We start from the raw sequence: 14,006 nt of genomic DNA on the forward strand, positions 1-14,006 counted from the left end.
CGAAACACATGGCACATCTGGTGGCAGAGGGCGACAGACCACCGTGCGCATAGGAAAAGGCCGGATTTGAAAGTTAGGAGCAATCATGGCCAGTGACAACGGAAAGAGCTTCCTCGACAAGTTTGCCGAGGTCTCTGCGAAGGTGGGAAACCAGGTTCACCTGCGTTCCCTGCGTGACGCCTTCGCGACCATCACGCCGCTCTATATCCTTGCGGGTATCGCGGTTCTTATTAACAACGTCGTGTTCCCTCTGTTCCCGCTCGATGCGGCGGGCCTTGCCAACCTTCAGACGTGGGGTTCGGCAATTACGCTGGGCACCCTCAACGTCTCTGCCATTATCTTGGCCGGATTGATTGGCTACAGCCTCGCTAAGAACAAGCGTTTCGATAACCCGCTCGCTTGCGTGGTCGTCGCTATCTCTGCTTTCGTCATCATGATGCCGCAGCAGATCACCGCCTCGCTTGCCGCCACGAGCCCGCTGCTCACCGACAAGATCACCTCCGCCGAGGTCACGGGCGCCCTTTCGACTGCCAACACCGGCACCAACGGTCTGTTCTCGGCTATTATCATCGCCCTGCTTTCCGTCTCGCTCTTCATCAAGATTTCTGGCGTCGAGAAGCTCAAGGTTAAGCTGGGCGAGGGCGTGCCTCCCGCGGTCTCCAACTCCTTCAACGTCATGATCCCGATGCTGCTCAACCTCGCGATCTTCGCTCTTGCCGCAGCCCTGCTCGCCGTGTGCGCCGGCACCGATCTGTGCACCATCATCTCCACGTGCATCTCCAACCCGCTCAAGAGCATCATGAACGCCGGTCCGTGGGCTGTTATCCTCATCTACACCCTTGCTAACCTGCTGTTCTGCGTCGGTATTCACCAGTCCACCATCTCTGGCGCTACCGTCGAGCCGATCCTGACCATGCTCATCGTCGACAACATGGCTACCTTTGCCGCCGGTGGCACCATCCAGCCCGATCACTACATGAACATGCAGATCGTTAACAGCTTCGCCCTCATCGGCGGCTCGGGCTGCACCCTCATGCTTCTGCTCGACACGCTCCTGTTCTCCAAGAACAAGGCTTCCGAGACCGTTTCCAAGATGGCTATCCTGCCTGGTCTGTTCAACATCAACGAGCCGGTTATCTACGGTTACCCCATCGTGTACAACCTGCCGCTCATGATCCCGTTCGTTCTTCTTCCCGACCTGTTCATCGGCATCACCTATGGCCTTACCTGCGCAGGCATCATCAGCCCCTGCATCGCCCAGGTGCCCTGGACTATGCCTCCCGTCATCAATGCCCTGCTCGCTACGGGCTTTGACTGGCGCGCCGGCGTGTGGCAGGCTCTCGAGATTGTCATTGGCATGGCCGTCTACCTGCCCTTTATGAAGATTTCCGAGAAGGCAATCGCCAAGCAGGAGGCTCTCGCCGAGTAGAACGCCTAACGTTCGTCCCTTTCACCGTTGCGGGCACCGGTACGCGGTGCCGGTGCCCGCGGCTCTCTCCCTTGTGTAAAGATGCAGGGGGTGGGCACAATAGCCGCAAGGAATAAAACCAGTCGTCGTCTGCGCGCCGCGCAGTTATAAGGAGGAAACCATGAAGAAGATCATGCTCTGCTGCAATGCCGGTATGTCCACGAGCCTGCTGGTCCAGAAGATGCAGGCCGAGGTTGCAAACCGTGGTCTGGATATTGAGGTCGAGGCTCGTCCCATGAACGAGGCCCACGATCACCTGGGCGAGTGCGACATGTTGCTGCTTGGTCCGCAGATCGGCTACACCAAGGGCGATTTTGAGAAGGAGGCCGCCGGTCGTTTCCCGGTCGAGGTCATCAACATGGTCGACTACGGCCGCATGAACGCTGCCGGCATCATCGACCACTGCGTCAGCGTGATGGGCTAGGTGCTCCGCATGGAGGATATGAACGAACTGCAGATGACCTGCTTTGAGATCATCAGCTACGTCGGTACCGCCAAGAGCATGTACATCAATGCCGTGCAAAAGGCCAAGGAGGGCGATTTTGACGCCGCCGAGGAGCTTATCAAGCAGGGCGACGAGGCCTATAACGGTGGCCACGATGTTCACATGGGGCTTCTGAAGAAGGAGGCCAACGGCGAGCGTAACGGCGAGGCCCCGTTGATTCTGCTGCATGCCGAGGACCAGATGGCCGGCACCGAGACCATGCGCGTCATGGCGACGGAGCTCATCGAGATCCACAAGCAGCTGCAGGCACTTAAGGCCTAGTTGGCGTTATCGCCGCGATGGGCCGTGCGGTCCAACAGACAACACAGTCCCTTTGACGGGCGCCGGGAGTCTCCGCCTCCCGGCGCCCTTATATTTGGCGAAGGCCCTGCGCGACCTTTTGAGCGGTCGTTTGCGTTTTCACAGATAAAACCTGCCAAAACAAACCTGTCCCTTTTTGGCAGGTTTTTGCCTTGGGAGCGGTACCATACAGGCAATGTTTAAACGAGAAAGGCGGGCTCCCATGGAACCTAAGCAGTATTACATCGGCATTGACGTCGGCGGCACTTCGGTTAAGGAGGGCCTGTTCGACGAGGACGGTAACCTGCTGGCCAAGGCCAGCGTGCCCACGCCGCCTATCGTTGACGCCGCGGGCTTTGCCGCGGTGACCGAGGCTATCGACCAGGTGGTCGCCAAGGCCCAGATTCCGCGCGCCTTTGTGGCGGGTATTGGCCTGGCCGTTCCGTGCCCCATCCCGGCATCGGGCGATGCCAAGGTCAAGGCCAACATTGCCATTAACCTGCCCGAGCTAAGAGTCGCCATTCAGGAGCACTGCCCCGACGCGGTTGTTAAATACGAGAACGATGCCAACGCCGCTGCCATGGGCGAGGCCTGGCTCGGCTCTGCCAAGGGCGTACAGAACGTGGTGATGGTCACCATTGGTACCGGCGTGGGTGGCGGCGTCATCGTCAACGGCGACGTGGTATCGGGCGTTGTGGGCGCCGGCGGCGAGATTGGCCACATGTGCCTGAACCCGGCTGAGGAGCGCACCTGCGGCTGTGGCGGCCATGGCCATCTGGAGCAGTATTCCAGCGCCACCGGCGTGGTGAGTAACTACCTTGCCGAGTGCAAGAAGGCGGGCGTCGAGCCCATCGAGCTCACCGGGCCTTCTGATTCCAAGGACGTGTTCCAGGCCTGCCGCGAGGGTGACAAGCTCGCGCTGGCAGCTGCCGATACCATGGCCGACTATCTCGGCCGCGCCCTGGCGCTTATTGCCAACGTGGTCGATCCCGAGATGTTCCTGATCGGCGGCGGTGCTTCCGCTTCGGCCGATGTCTACCTCGACAAGGTCCGCGAGCACTTTAAGCAGTACGCGCTCTCCGCCTCGCGCGAGACGCCCATTAAGGTCGCTTCGCTCGGAAACGACGCCGGCATCATCGGTGCCGCCTACGTAGCCCTGCGCGCTGCCGGTAAATAGCTGGTGCAAGGGGGGCAGGTTACTTTGCACCAACATGGTGCAAAAGGGACAGCCTTGGCCTCCATGCCTGCCCCAAAATATGCCGTGGCCCTTCCGTCTGCGAAGGCTCGGCATCGGCGTGCTACCATAGCTACGTCCAAGTACACATATCAAGTGGAGGATATCCATGGCAAACGTTCTTGTCTTTGGTCACCAGAACCCCGATAACGACGCCATCATGAGCGCCGTCGTCCTGTCCCAGCTGCTTAACCAGGTTGAGTATGCCGGCAACACCTACGAGGCCTGCGCCCTTGGTCAGCTTCCGGCCGAGTCCGCCAAGTTGCTCGCCGACGCCGGCATTGCCGAGCCCCGCGTGATTGATTCCGTCGAGGCCGGTCAGCTCGTCGTCCTCACTGACCACAACGAGTCTGCCCAGTCCGTCGCCGGCCTTAAGGACGCCACGGTCTTTGGTGTTGTCGATCATCACCGCATCGGCGACTTCGAGACCGCCGGCCCGCTGCACTACATCTGCCTGCCCTGGGGCTCCAGCTGCACCATCGTCACCAAGCTCGCCGGCGTGCTCGGCGTTGAGCTTTCCGACGTCCAGGCCAAGCTGCTGCTCTCGGCCATGATGACCGACACGCTCATGCTCAAGAGCCCCACCACCACCGATGTCGACCGCGCCATCGCCGCCAAGCTCGGCGAGCAGGTGGGCGTCGACCCGGTTAAGTTTGGCATGGAGGTCTTCCTCACCCGTCCGTCCGGCTCCTTCACTGCAGCCGAGATGGTCGGCAACGACATCAAGATGTTCGAGCCCGCTGGCAAGAAGCTGCTCATCGGCCAGTACGAGACCGTCGACAAGACCCGTGCACTCGGCATGATCGACGAGATTCGCGAGGCCATGCGCGCCTACGCCGCCGAGAAGGGTGCCGACGGCATTGTCCTGTGCATCACCGACATCATGGAGGAGGGCTCGCAGGTCCTGCTCGAGGGCGAGACCGAGGCTGCTCAGAAGGGCCTGGGCATTGCCGACGAGCACGACGGCGTCTGGATGCCGGGCGTCCTCTCCCGTAAGAAGCAGGTCGCTGCCCCCATCATGGCCGCCTGCTAGGTTTAGTTGACCGAACGCCACGACCGGATCGCGGACGCCCCGCGCTCCGGTCGTTTTTTGTGCACGGCGCCGCGTCGTCTCTCGGACAGGTGTGCCCGTGCCGTTGAGCAAATAATGTTCAACCTGTGGTTCCGCTTTTCGGCCACGCCTGCGTGCTTGTCGTGCAGGGTAGGCTAGATGCAAGCGTAATACGTTAGAGCGCGGCGCCGCCACTTGGGCGGGCCGTGCTTTTTTAAGACGGGAACTTTCCCGTGAAAGGAGCCGCCCATGGCAGCAACTGAGCAGCTGTTCAACGTTCGTGAGCGCAAGCGCTTTGAACGTCACGACATTTGGGAGCGCATCGCCGAGAACGGCACGATTTCCGCCGCGGTCATGGTGATTGCCGCCATCGCCGCCGTCATTTGCGCCAATACCGATGCCTACGAGGCCATCCATCACTTTTTGGAGACCCCGCTGTATGTGGGTCTGGGCAACCTTACGGCTGGTCTCACCGTTGAGCTTTTCGTCAACGACTTCCTCATGGCGATTTTCTTTTTGTTGGTGGGCATTGAGCTTAAGTACGAGATGACGGTCGGCGAGCTCAAAAACCCGCGTCAGGCCATGCTTCCCATGCTGGCAGCCGTGGGCGGCGTCGTCGTTCCCGCCTGCATCTACCTGATCTTTAACCATGCCGGCGCGCACAACGGCTGGGCCATTCCCATGGCAACCGATATTGCCTTTGCGCTGGGCGTGCTGTCGCTTTTGGGCAATCGCGTGCCCAACGGCGTGCGCGTGTTCTTCTCGACGCTCGCCATCGCCGACGACCTCATCTCCATCGCCGCCATCGCCATTTTCTACGGTCAGAGCCCCAATCCGTTTTGGTTGGGCGCCGCCGCGCTTGTGACCTGCGCGCTCGTGTGGCTCAACAAGACGCAGCATTACCGCCTTGCCCCGTATTCGGTACTGGGTCTGCTGTTGTGGTTCTGCATGTTCAAGAGCGGCGTGCACGCTACGCTTGCTGGCGTCATCTTGGCCTTTACCATCCCGGCCAAGTGCGGCGTCAAGCTCGATAGCCTCACCGATTGGTTGGGCGAGTGCCTGCCGCTGCTCGATGACCGTTACGATGACGAGGCACACATCCTGGGCCAGCATGACTTTACCGTCTCGACCACCAAGGTCGAGCGCGTCATGCACCGCGTGACCCCGCCGCTCATCCGCATGGAGCGTCTGATCTCCACGCCGGTCAACTTTGTGATCCTGCCGATCTTTGCGTTCGTAAACGCTCAGGTTCGCTTAGTGGGCGTGGACATGAGCACGCTGCTCACCGACCCGGTGACGCTCGGCGTGTACTTTGGCATGCTGCTGGGCAAGCCGATCGGCATCTTTGGTATGACGTTTGCCCTGGTTAAGCTTAAGATCTCCGAGCTGCCGCATAACGTTAACTGGCACATGATTGCCGGTGTGGGCATTCTGGGCGGTATCGGCTTTACCATGTCGATCCTCATCAGCGGCCTCGCCTTCCCGACGGCCCAGTTTGAGGTCTTGGCCGCAAAGGCCGCCATTCTTGCCGGCTCTGTCACCGCGGCCGTGCTGGGCATGATCTACATGAGTGTGATCTGCAAGCACCCCGCGCCCAAGGACGAGTAAGAGCGCGAAAACCGGCTCCAGAACCGATTCGGGCGCGTTCAAAATGCGGATTCGGGCGGTGCTTGCCGCCTGCCAGACACGCCAGTGGTCAAAAAACGCCGTTTGTGAGTACTGTCACAAACGGCGTATCATTTTAGGTGCGGAAAATAATGAACAAAGTTATAAGAACTGTACGTTAATGAGTGACCATCGACTTCCAATTTGGCGCTAGCTGACGGTGATTAGGAAGTTTCAAGTCGAGTTTTGCCGATTTCGACCAAGAATCGCTGCTACTAAAAAGGTAACAGTACTCATATTTGCCCTTTTTTGGCCACAAATTTGCCCTTTTTTGGCCACAAGTCCTAAAACAAGCCTCGCCAAGGTCGGGAAGCGGGCCAAATCGCCGGCCTCGAGGCTTATTCCACGGTTCCGTAGACGGCGCCCCAGCCGTGGGCGGCTAGGGCCGAGTTAAGCTGGTCACACAGCGACTGGCGGTCGTAATAGCCGGGCGGTAGCAGGTTGACGATTTCCATGAGATCGGGCGCCAGGTCCAAGATCTCGGCCTGCACGATCAGGTCCAGGCGGTCGATGGCGTGGCGATCGTAAAACAGTCCGTCGACCAGGCGCTGCAGGTCGCCGAATTCCTCGGCCCTAAACGATCCGTACTCCATAGTGCCTCCTTGGGCGCCCCACGCCGCCATGCGCGGCGATTCGTAATTCATTGCGATGAACTTAATCTATCACGGCTTCATACCGTTGCGGCGGTGGCGGTCTATACTTAGACGAACTGCAACGTACCGCTTCGCGAAAGGTCGCACCCATGCAGACGATCTACCAGAAGATGGAAACCACCGAACTCGATGCCGCCATCGAGGCGCTCAAAGCCGAGGTAGCCGAGGTCAAGGCCAAGGGCCTGGCGCTCGACATGGCCCGCGGCAAGCCGTCGCCCTCCCAGGTGGACATCTCTCGACCCATGCTCGATATCCTCAATGCCGATGCCGATCTGCACGACGGCAACGTCGACTGCTCCAACTACGGCTGCTTTGAGGGCATTCCCTCGGCACGCAAGCTGGCGGGGGAGTTCCTGGGTTGCCCTGCCGAGCAGACGCTCGTGCTGGGCTCGTCGAGTTTGCTGATTGAGCACGACATCGCCGGCATGTTCTGGCGCTGTGGCTCGTGCGGCAGCGAGCCCTGGGACGCCTACGAGGCAGCGCACGACGGCAAGAAGGTCAAGTTCCTGTGCCCCGTTCCCGGCTACGATCGCCACTTTGGCATCACCGCCGATCTGGGTATCGAGAATGTCCCCGTCGCGATGACCGACAACGGCCCCGACATGGACGAGGTCGAGCGCCTGGTTGCTGCCGACGACTCCATCAAGGGTATCTGGTGCGTGCCCAAGTATTCCAACCCCACGGGCATCACCTTTAGCGAGGACACCGTGCGCCGCCTAGTCGAGATGCCCACGGCCGCGCCCGATTTCCGCATCTTCTGGGACAACGCCTACTGCGTGCATGACCTGTACGACGAGACCGACGAACTTGCCAACATCTTTGACCTCGCTCGCGCGGCGGGCACCGAGGACCGTGTGGTGGCCTTTGCCTCGACGTCCAAGATCACCTTCCCGGGCGCCGGCATCGGCTTTATCGGTGCGAGCCCCGCGGTTATCGCCGAGTTCTCCAAGCGCCTGAAGGCCGGCCTTATTAGCGCCGATAAGCTCAACCAGCTGCGTCACGTGCGTTTCCTTCCCACCATCGAGGCGGTCAAGGAGCACATGAAAAAGCATGCCGAGTTCCTGCGTCCGCGCTTTGAGGCCGTCGAGCGCAAGCTCACCGAGGGCTTGGGCGACACGGGCTGCGCCACCTGGACGCACCCCCGCGGCGGCTACTTTGTAAGCTTCGATGGTCCCGAGGGCTCGGCCCAAAAGGTCGCCGCGCTTTGCGCCGACCTGGGCGTCAAGCTCACGCCGGCCGGTGCCACCTGGCCCTATGGCAAGGACCCGCGCGACACCAACATCCGCATCGCGCCGAGCTATCCCACGGTCGAGGACCTGGAGGCCGCGCTCGATGTGCTGGTGCTGGCCGTTAAGCTTGTCGCTGCCGAGCTTGCTCGTGCCGAGCGCGCCTAACGCGCGGCTTCCCGTACTATCCGCACTTTCGATACGTAAAGGAGCGTATACATGGATTTGGGTATTTCCACCAACCCCACGCCAGAGCTCTACACCATTAAGGTGACCGGTGAGATCGATATCTCTAACGCCGATAGCCTGCGCAACGCCATCGACCTGGCGCTCGAGCAGCCCACCGAGGCCGTTGAGCTCGATTTTGCCCAGGTGAGCTACATCGATTCGACGGGCATTGGCGTGCTCGTGGGCGCCGCGCACCACGCGGTCGACCACGGCAAGCGTTTTGGCTGCGTCAACGTGCAGCCCCCGGTGATGCGCGTGGTTCAGCTGTTGGGCGTCGACCAGGAGATTTCGATCACCGCTGCATAATCTTTGCCCCCAAAAGGGCGTGCCGTTTGGCATATGTTTGTGATGCGCTCGGACGTTTTGGCGTCCGGGCGCTATACTTGACCGAATGAATAGACGAGTTCCGGCCGAATGGCGCGGTGCGGGCTCGACTCACATCGAGCCTTGGAGGTATGTGTGTTTGGTATTGGAGAGGGTGAGCTCGCGATCATCGTGGTCTTCGGCTTTTTGCTGTTTGGCCCGGATAAGCTCCCGCAGATGGGCCGCACGATCGGCCGTGCCATCCGTCAGTTCCGCGAGACGCAGGAAAAGATGACGGCCGTTGTTCAGTCCGAGATTATCGATCCGGTGAGCGAGGCCGCGTCGGCCCCGGTCAAGCCCAAGAAGACTGCTGCGACCGACGACGATTCCGATGTGGACGAGGATGCCGCCGAGACGGCAGCGCCCGCCAAGAAGGAGACCTTTGCCGAGCGTCGCGCCCGTCTTGCTGCCGAGAAGGCCGCAAGCGAGGGTGCTGCTGAGGGCGAAGGCGCTGTTGATGAGGCCGAGGGTACAGAGCCTGCTGCTGCCGTCGAGCCCGAGCCTGCTGCAGAGCCCGAGCCCGAGCCGGCAGAGCCCACGACGGCTGACCTCTACGCCCGTCGTCCCCGCAAGCGCAAGGCCGTCGTCGACCAGCTCGCCCGCGAGCTCGAGGTCGAGGACGATGCCGAGGCTGCTGCCGCCGACGCCCCGAAGGGAGGCGATGAGTAATGCCGATCGGACCTGCGCGCATGCCGCTCTTCGATCACCTGGGAGAGCTCCGTCGCCGCCTGACCATCGTGGTCGTTTCGGTGTTTGCCGCCGCCATCGTGCTGTACTTTGCCACGCCCGTGGTGCTCGATATTCTTGAGGACCCCATCCGCTCCTTTGTGCCGGACGGTAAGTTTTACATCACCACCACGCTCGGCGGCTTTGGCCTGCGCTTCTCGCTTGCCATCAAGATGGCCGTGGTCATGTGCACGCCCATGATCATCTGGCAGATTCTGGCATTTTTCCTGCCGGCACTGCGCCCCAACGAGCGCAAGTGGGTTGTGCCCACGGTGCTCGCCTCGACGGTGCTGTTCTTCCTGGGTGCCATCTTCTGCTACTTCATCATCATCCCGGCGGGCTTTGAGTGGCTCATCGGCGAGACCTCGGCCGTCGCCACGGCGCTGCCCGACCTGGAGAACTACGTCAACATGGAGCTGCTCTTTATGATCGGCTTTGGTGTGGCGTTTGAGCTGCCGCTCATCATCTTCTACCTGTCCGTTTTCCACATCGTGTCCTATGCGGCCTTCCGCAGCGCCTGGCGCTACGTGTACGTAGGCCTGCTCGTGGGTTCGGCTGTGATTACGCCCGACGGCTCGCCCGTTACGCTGGGTCTCATGTATGGCGCCCTGCTCTCGCTCTACGAGATTTCGCTCGCCATCGCTCGCGTGGTCATTACCGCGCGCGAGGGCAAGGAGGGCCTGTTCGTGAGCCGTCTGGACCTGTTCTCGGACGACGAGGACGACGAGGAGTAAATCGGTATGCACGAGGTTGGCATTGTCAACGGCATACTCGATACAGTGATTCGCGCGGCGCGTGGGGCGGGGGCCTCGCGCGCCGTTTTGGTAACGCTGCGTATCGGGGATATGACCGAAGTTGTGCGCGAGGCGCTCGACTTTGCGTGGGAGACGTTTCGCGACGAGGACCCGCTCACGCGCGGCTGCGAGCTTGCCGTGGAGGAGGTCCATCCACAAAGCGAGTGTCTGGACTGCGGCGAGGTTTTCGACCACGATCGCTTCCACTGTCGCTGTCCTCAGTGTGGTGGTGCCAACGTGCGCCTACTGCACGGCCGCGAGCTCGATATCGCAAGTATCGAAATCGAAACCCCCGACGATTAGCCCGCTAGCCATCTGGTGATGGGGTATAAAGGGGCCAAAGTAAGGAGCGCTAAGTATGGCCGAGAAAACGATTGATATTGCATCGCCGATTCTGTCGCGCAACGAGCGCCTGGCAGATCAGCTGCGTCAGCGATTTAATGAGACAAACACCTACGTGATCAATGTGCTGTCGAGCCCCGGCTCGGGTAAGACCACCACGATTCTGGGCACCAACGAGCGCCTGCGTGACAAAGCCGGCCTGCGCTGTGCTGTCATCGAGGGCGATATCGCCTCGGACGTCGACGCCATCACCATGAAGGAAGCCGGCATGCCCGCCATTCAGATCAACACGGGCGGCCTGTGCCACCTCGAGGGCAACATGATCATGGAGGCCGTCGATGCCTTCGACCAGGCCGTCGGTCTGGAGAAAATCGACGTCATCTTTATCGAAAATGTGGGTAACCTGGTCTGCCCGGTCGACTTTGACCTGGGCGAGAACCTGTCCATCATGATCCTATCGGTGCCCGAGGGCGATGACAAGCCCATCAAGTACCCGGGCATCTTCCAGCACGCCGGCGCGCAGCTGCTCAATAAGGTCGACGTGGCCCCGGCTTTCGATTTTGACATGGATAGGTATACTAAGACACTCGATGACCTCAATCCGCAGGCGCCGCGGTTTGCCGTGAGCGCGCGCAAGGGCGAGGGCATGGATGCCTGGTGCGATTGGCTCATCGGGCAGATTGAGCAAGCAAGGGCGTAAGTCGGCCGCCAAGAGGGCGGGCGCAGCCGCAGACACACGAGATAGGAGCCTCTTTTGAAGCTCATCATCGCCGAGAAAAACGACGCCGCGCGTCAGATCGCCGAGCGTCTGTCCACGGGCAAACCCAAAAAGGACAAGGTGTACAACACCGCCATCTACCGTTTTGAGTGGAAGGGCGAGGAGTGCGTGACGATCGGTCTTGCCGGTCACATCCTTGCGCCCGATTTTTGCGACAGCGTGCTGTTCGATAAAAAGCTGGGCTGGTATTCGGTCACCGAGGACGGCGAGATGCTGCCGGCCGATATGCCCGATGGTCTGGCACGTCCGCCCTACGACACCAAGCGCAAGCCGTTCCTTGCCGACGGCATCTCCATCAAGGGTTGGAAGCTCGAGAGCCTGCCCTATCTCACCTGGGCGCCTGTCATTAAGCTGCCGGCTGAGAAGGAACTCATTCGCTCGCTCAAGAACCTGGCCAAGAAGTCCGACAGCGTCATCATCGCCACGGACTTCGATCGCGAGGGCGAGCTGATCGGTTCGGACGCCCTCAACAAGGTGCGCGAGGTGGCGCCCGACTTGCCGGTCGCCCGCGCCCAGTATTCTTCGTTTACCAAGGCCGAGATCACGCAGGCCTTCGATAACCTTGTCTCGCTCGACCAGAACCTGGCCGACGCCGGCGAGAGCCGTCAGCACATCGACCTCATTTGGGGTGCGGTGCTCACGCGCTACCTGACGCTCGCCAAGTTTGGCGGCTTTGGCAACGTGCGTTCCGCCGGCCGCGTGCAGACGCCGACGCTTGCCCTGGTGGTCGAGCGCGAGCGCGAGCGCATGGCGTTTGTGCCCGAGGACTATTGGCAGATTCGCGGCATGGGAGCCGCGCAAGGCGCTGCCGAGGACGATCGCTTTAAGATCGCGCACAAGACGGCGCGCTTTACCGACAAGGATGCTGCTGAGACGGCGTACGGTCACGTTGACGGCGCTACGACGGCAACCGTCGCCGCGGTGACCAAGCGCTCGCGCAAGCAGCAGCCGCCCACGCCGTTTGCGACGACCTCGCTGCAGGCTGCCGCCGCGGCCGAGGGCATCTCGCCTGCGCGTACGATGCGCATCGCCGAGTCCCTCTACATGGCGGGCCTCATCAGCTATCCGCGTGTCGACAACACCGTGTATCCCGCGACGCTCGATTTGGGCGCCGTGGTGAGTGACCTGGCAAAGATCAACCCGGCGCTGGCGCCCGTGTGCAAAAAGGTGCTCGCCGGCCCCATGAAGCCCACGCGCGGCAAGGTCGAGACCACCGACCACCCGCCTATCTACCCCACGGGCGAGGGCGATCCGTCCACGCTCGATGGCGGCCAGCGCAAGCTCTACGACCTCATCGCCCGCCGCTTCCTGGCGACGCTTATGGGTCCTGCGACCATCGAGAACACCAAGCTCGAGCTCGACGTCAACGGCGAGCCGTTTGTGGCCTCGGGCGACGTGCTCGTGACCCCGGGTTTTCGCGAGGCCTATCCGTACGGCCTTAAACGCGACGAGCAGATGCCGCCGCTGGAGCAGGGCGATACGGTCGACGTGTTCGACATTAAGCTCGAGGCCAAGCAGACTGAGCCGCCCGCGCGTTACAGCCAGGGCAAGCTCGTGCAGGAGATGGAGAAGCGCGGCCTGGGTACCAAGTCCACGCGCGCGAGCATCATCGAGCGCCTGTATGCCGTGCGCTATCTCAAAAATGATCCCGTGGAGCCGAGCCAGCTGGGTATTGCCATTATCGATGCGCTGACGCAGTTTGCCCCGCGCATCACGAGCCCCGATATGACCAGCGAGCTCGACGGCGACATGACTCGCGTCGAGCGCGGCGAGGACACCGAAGAGCATGTCGTGACGCACTCGCGTGCGCTGCTGGCCGGCGTGCTCGACGAGCTGCTCAAGCATACGCAGGAGCTCGGCGACGCCATCAGCGACGCCGTCACGGCTGATGCGCGCGTGGGCGCCTGCCCCAAGTGCGGCAAGGACCTGGTTATGAAGACGAGCGCAAAGACCCGTGGCAGCTTCATTGGCTGCATGGGCTGGCCCGACTGCGACGTGACCTATCCGGTGCCGAGCGGCGTCAAGGTGAGCCCGCTCGAGGGCGAGGCCGCCGTGTGCCCCGAGTGCGGCGCGCCGCGCATTAAGTGCCAGCCGTTCCGCCAGAAGGCCTTCGAGATTTGCGTGAACCCCACGTGCCCCACCAACTACGAGCCCGATCTTAAGGTGGGCGAGTGCAAGGTGTGTGCCGAGGCCGGACGCCATGGCGACCTGATTGCACACAAGAGCGAGAAGAGCGGCAAGCGCTTTATCCGCTGCACCAACTACGATGACTGCGGCGTGAGCTATCCGCTGCCGGCGCGTGGCAAGCTCGAGGCGACGGGCGAGACCTGTCCCGAGTGCGGCGCCCCCATCGTGGTGGTCAACACGGCGCGCGGTCCATGGCGTATCTGCGTCAACATGGACTGCCCGACCAAGGAGAAGAAGCCCGCCCGCGGCCGCAAGACTGCGACCAAGGCGAGCACGACAAAGAAGACGACCGCGGCCAAGAAGACGACGGCTAAGAAAGCCACTGCCGCCAAGAAGACGACCGCGAAGAAGTCGACTGCGAAGAAGTCGACTGCCAAAAAGACCGCTGCCGACAAGTAGCCGCACGGTCGAAACATCACCTAGAACAAAAACGAGCGAGGACCTCAAGATCCTCGCTCGTTTTTTATCCGGCAGTTAGGGACGTTCCTTTTCTGCCGGGCGGCGAAA

The 14,006-nt window shown here is 61.4% G+C and carries 14 protein-coding genes; 13 read left to right on the plus strand and 1 reads right to left on the minus strand.

Annotated elements, in window-relative coordinates:
- The first annotated feature begins 85 nt into the window (after positions 1-85).
- From PMX70_RS06665 to nhaA, 6 genes are all read left to right on the plus strand, one after another.
- Positions 86-1,429: a PTS sugar transporter subunit IIC gene (locus PMX70_RS06665; protein WP_118226878.1), complete on the plus strand. Its 1,344-nt coding sequence runs from the start codon at positions 86-88 to the stop codon at positions 1,427-1,429.
- Positions 1,430-1,589: 160 nt separating this feature from the next.
- On the plus strand, positions 1,590-1,892 hold the full coding sequence (locus PMX70_RS06670; RefSeq protein WP_117716273.1) for a PTS sugar transporter subunit IIB: 303 nt from the start codon (positions 1,590-1,592) through the stop codon (positions 1,890-1,892).
- 9 nt (positions 1,893-1,901) lie between these two features.
- Positions 1,902-2,234 carry a PTS sugar transporter subunit IIA gene (locus PMX70_RS06675; RefSeq protein ID WP_199411192.1) on the plus strand — a complete coding sequence of 111 codons (333 nt, stop codon included), beginning with the start codon at positions 1,902-1,904 and terminating at the stop codon, positions 2,232-2,234.
- Positions 2,235-2,475: 241 nt separating this feature from the next.
- Positions 2,476-3,429, plus strand: coding sequence for an ROK family protein (locus PMX70_RS06680; RefSeq protein WP_117820909.1), 954 nt, complete (start codon positions 2,476-2,478; stop codon positions 3,427-3,429).
- Between the two features lie 166 nt (positions 3,430-3,595).
- A complete protein-coding gene (locus tag PMX70_RS06685) occupies positions 3,596-4,519 on the plus strand; it encodes a manganese-dependent inorganic pyrophosphatase (RefSeq protein WP_271740264.1) in 924 nt (307 codons plus the stop codon).
- 267 nt (positions 4,520-4,786) lie between these two features.
- Positions 4,787-6,145: a Na+/H+ antiporter NhaA gene (gene nhaA, locus PMX70_RS06690; RefSeq protein ID WP_271740265.1), complete on the plus strand. Its 1,359-nt coding sequence runs from the start codon at positions 4,787-4,789 to the stop codon at positions 6,143-6,145.
- Positions 6,146-6,540: 395 nt separating this feature from the next.
- Here nhaA and PMX70_RS06695 read toward each other — a convergent pair whose 3' ends face one another.
- Positions 6,541-6,795, minus strand: a complete 255-nt coding sequence (locus PMX70_RS06695) for a hypothetical protein (RefSeq protein ID WP_117772872.1) — start codon at positions 6,793-6,795, stop codon at positions 6,541-6,543.
- Positions 6,796-6,944: 149 nt separating this feature from the next.
- Between PMX70_RS06695 and PMX70_RS06700 the strand changes: the two genes are divergently transcribed.
- The 7 genes from PMX70_RS06700 (at position 6,945) to PMX70_RS06730 (ending at position 13,898) form a co-directional block, all read left to right on the plus strand.
- Positions 6,945-8,249, plus strand: coding sequence for an aspartate aminotransferase type Ic (locus PMX70_RS06700; protein ID WP_195644324.1), 1,305 nt, complete (start codon positions 6,945-6,947; stop codon positions 8,247-8,249).
- A 51-nt stretch (positions 8,250-8,300) separates the two neighbouring features.
- Positions 8,301-8,615 carry an STAS domain-containing protein gene (locus PMX70_RS06705; RefSeq protein WP_117654909.1) on the plus strand — a complete coding sequence of 105 codons (315 nt, stop codon included), beginning with the start codon at positions 8,301-8,303 and terminating at the stop codon, positions 8,613-8,615.
- Positions 8,616-8,768: 153 nt separating this feature from the next.
- A complete protein-coding gene (locus PMX70_RS06710; RefSeq protein WP_158566546.1) occupies positions 8,769-9,341 on the plus strand; it encodes a twin-arginine translocase TatA/TatE family subunit in 573 nt (190 codons plus the stop codon).
- Positions 9,341-10,132 (plus strand): twin-arginine translocase subunit TatC, encoded by a 792-nt coding sequence (tatC, locus tag PMX70_RS06715; RefSeq protein WP_055285525.1) that lies wholly within the window; start codon positions 9,341-9,343, stop codon positions 10,130-10,132. The genes PMX70_RS06710 and tatC overlap by 1 nt, the downstream gene beginning before the upstream one ends.
- Before the next feature lie 6 nt (positions 10,133-10,138).
- Positions 10,139-10,495, plus strand: coding sequence for a hydrogenase maturation nickel metallochaperone HypA (gene hypA / locus PMX70_RS06720; RefSeq protein ID WP_022093859.1), 357 nt, complete (start codon positions 10,139-10,141; stop codon positions 10,493-10,495).
- Positions 10,496-10,550: 55 nt separating this feature from the next.
- A complete protein-coding gene (hypB, locus tag PMX70_RS06725; RefSeq protein ID WP_271743194.1) occupies positions 10,551-11,234 on the plus strand; it encodes a hydrogenase nickel incorporation protein HypB in 684 nt (227 codons plus the stop codon).
- Between the two features lie 54 nt (positions 11,235-11,288).
- Positions 11,289-13,898, plus strand: a complete 2,610-nt coding sequence (locus PMX70_RS06730) for a DNA topoisomerase I (RefSeq protein ID WP_271743195.1) — start codon at positions 11,289-11,291, stop codon at positions 13,896-13,898.
- Positions 13,899-14,006: the final 108 nt, after the last annotated feature.

The sequence above is a fragment of the Collinsella aerofaciens genome, assembly GCF_028206795.1.
In the GTDB taxonomy this organism is placed as follows: domain Bacteria; phylum Actinomycetota; class Coriobacteriia; order Coriobacteriales; family Coriobacteriaceae; genus Collinsella; species Collinsella aerofaciens_AX.

Excerpts from the sequence above, each read along its gene's own strand:
- PMX70_RS06665 (WP_118226878.1), top strand. The coding sequence starts at position 86 with ATGGCCAGTGACAACGGAAAGAGCTTCCTCGACAAGTTTGCCGAGGTC.
- PMX70_RS06670 (WP_117716273.1), top strand. The coding sequence starts at position 1,590 with ATGAAGAAGATCATGCTCTGCTGCAATGCCGGTATGTCCACGAGCCTG.
- PMX70_RS06675 (WP_199411192.1), top strand. The coding sequence starts at position 1,902 with ATGGAGGATATGAACGAACTGCAGATGACCTGCTTTGAGATCATCAGC.
- PMX70_RS06680 (WP_117820909.1), top strand. The coding sequence starts at position 2,476 with ATGGAACCTAAGCAGTATTACATCGGCATTGACGTCGGCGGCACTTCG.
- PMX70_RS06685 (WP_271740264.1), top strand. The coding sequence starts at position 3,596 with ATGGCAAACGTTCTTGTCTTTGGTCACCAGAACCCCGATAACGACGCC.
- nhaA (WP_271740265.1), top strand. The coding sequence starts at position 4,787 with ATGGCAGCAACTGAGCAGCTGTTCAACGTTCGTGAGCGCAAGCGCTTT.
- PMX70_RS06695 (WP_117772872.1), bottom strand. The coding sequence starts at position 6,795 with ATGGAGTACGGATCGTTTAGGGCCGAGGAATTCGGCGACCTGCAGCGC.
- PMX70_RS06700 (WP_195644324.1), top strand. The coding sequence starts at position 6,945 with ATGCAGACGATCTACCAGAAGATGGAAACCACCGAACTCGATGCCGCC.
- PMX70_RS06705 (WP_117654909.1), top strand. The coding sequence starts at position 8,301 with ATGGATTTGGGTATTTCCACCAACCCCACGCCAGAGCTCTACACCATT.
- tatC (WP_055285525.1), top strand. The coding sequence starts at position 9,341 with ATGCCGATCGGACCTGCGCGCATGCCGCTCTTCGATCACCTGGGAGAG.
- hypA (WP_022093859.1), top strand. The coding sequence starts at position 10,139 with ATGCACGAGGTTGGCATTGTCAACGGCATACTCGATACAGTGATTCGC.
- hypB (WP_271743194.1), top strand. The coding sequence starts at position 10,551 with ATGGCCGAGAAAACGATTGATATTGCATCGCCGATTCTGTCGCGCAAC.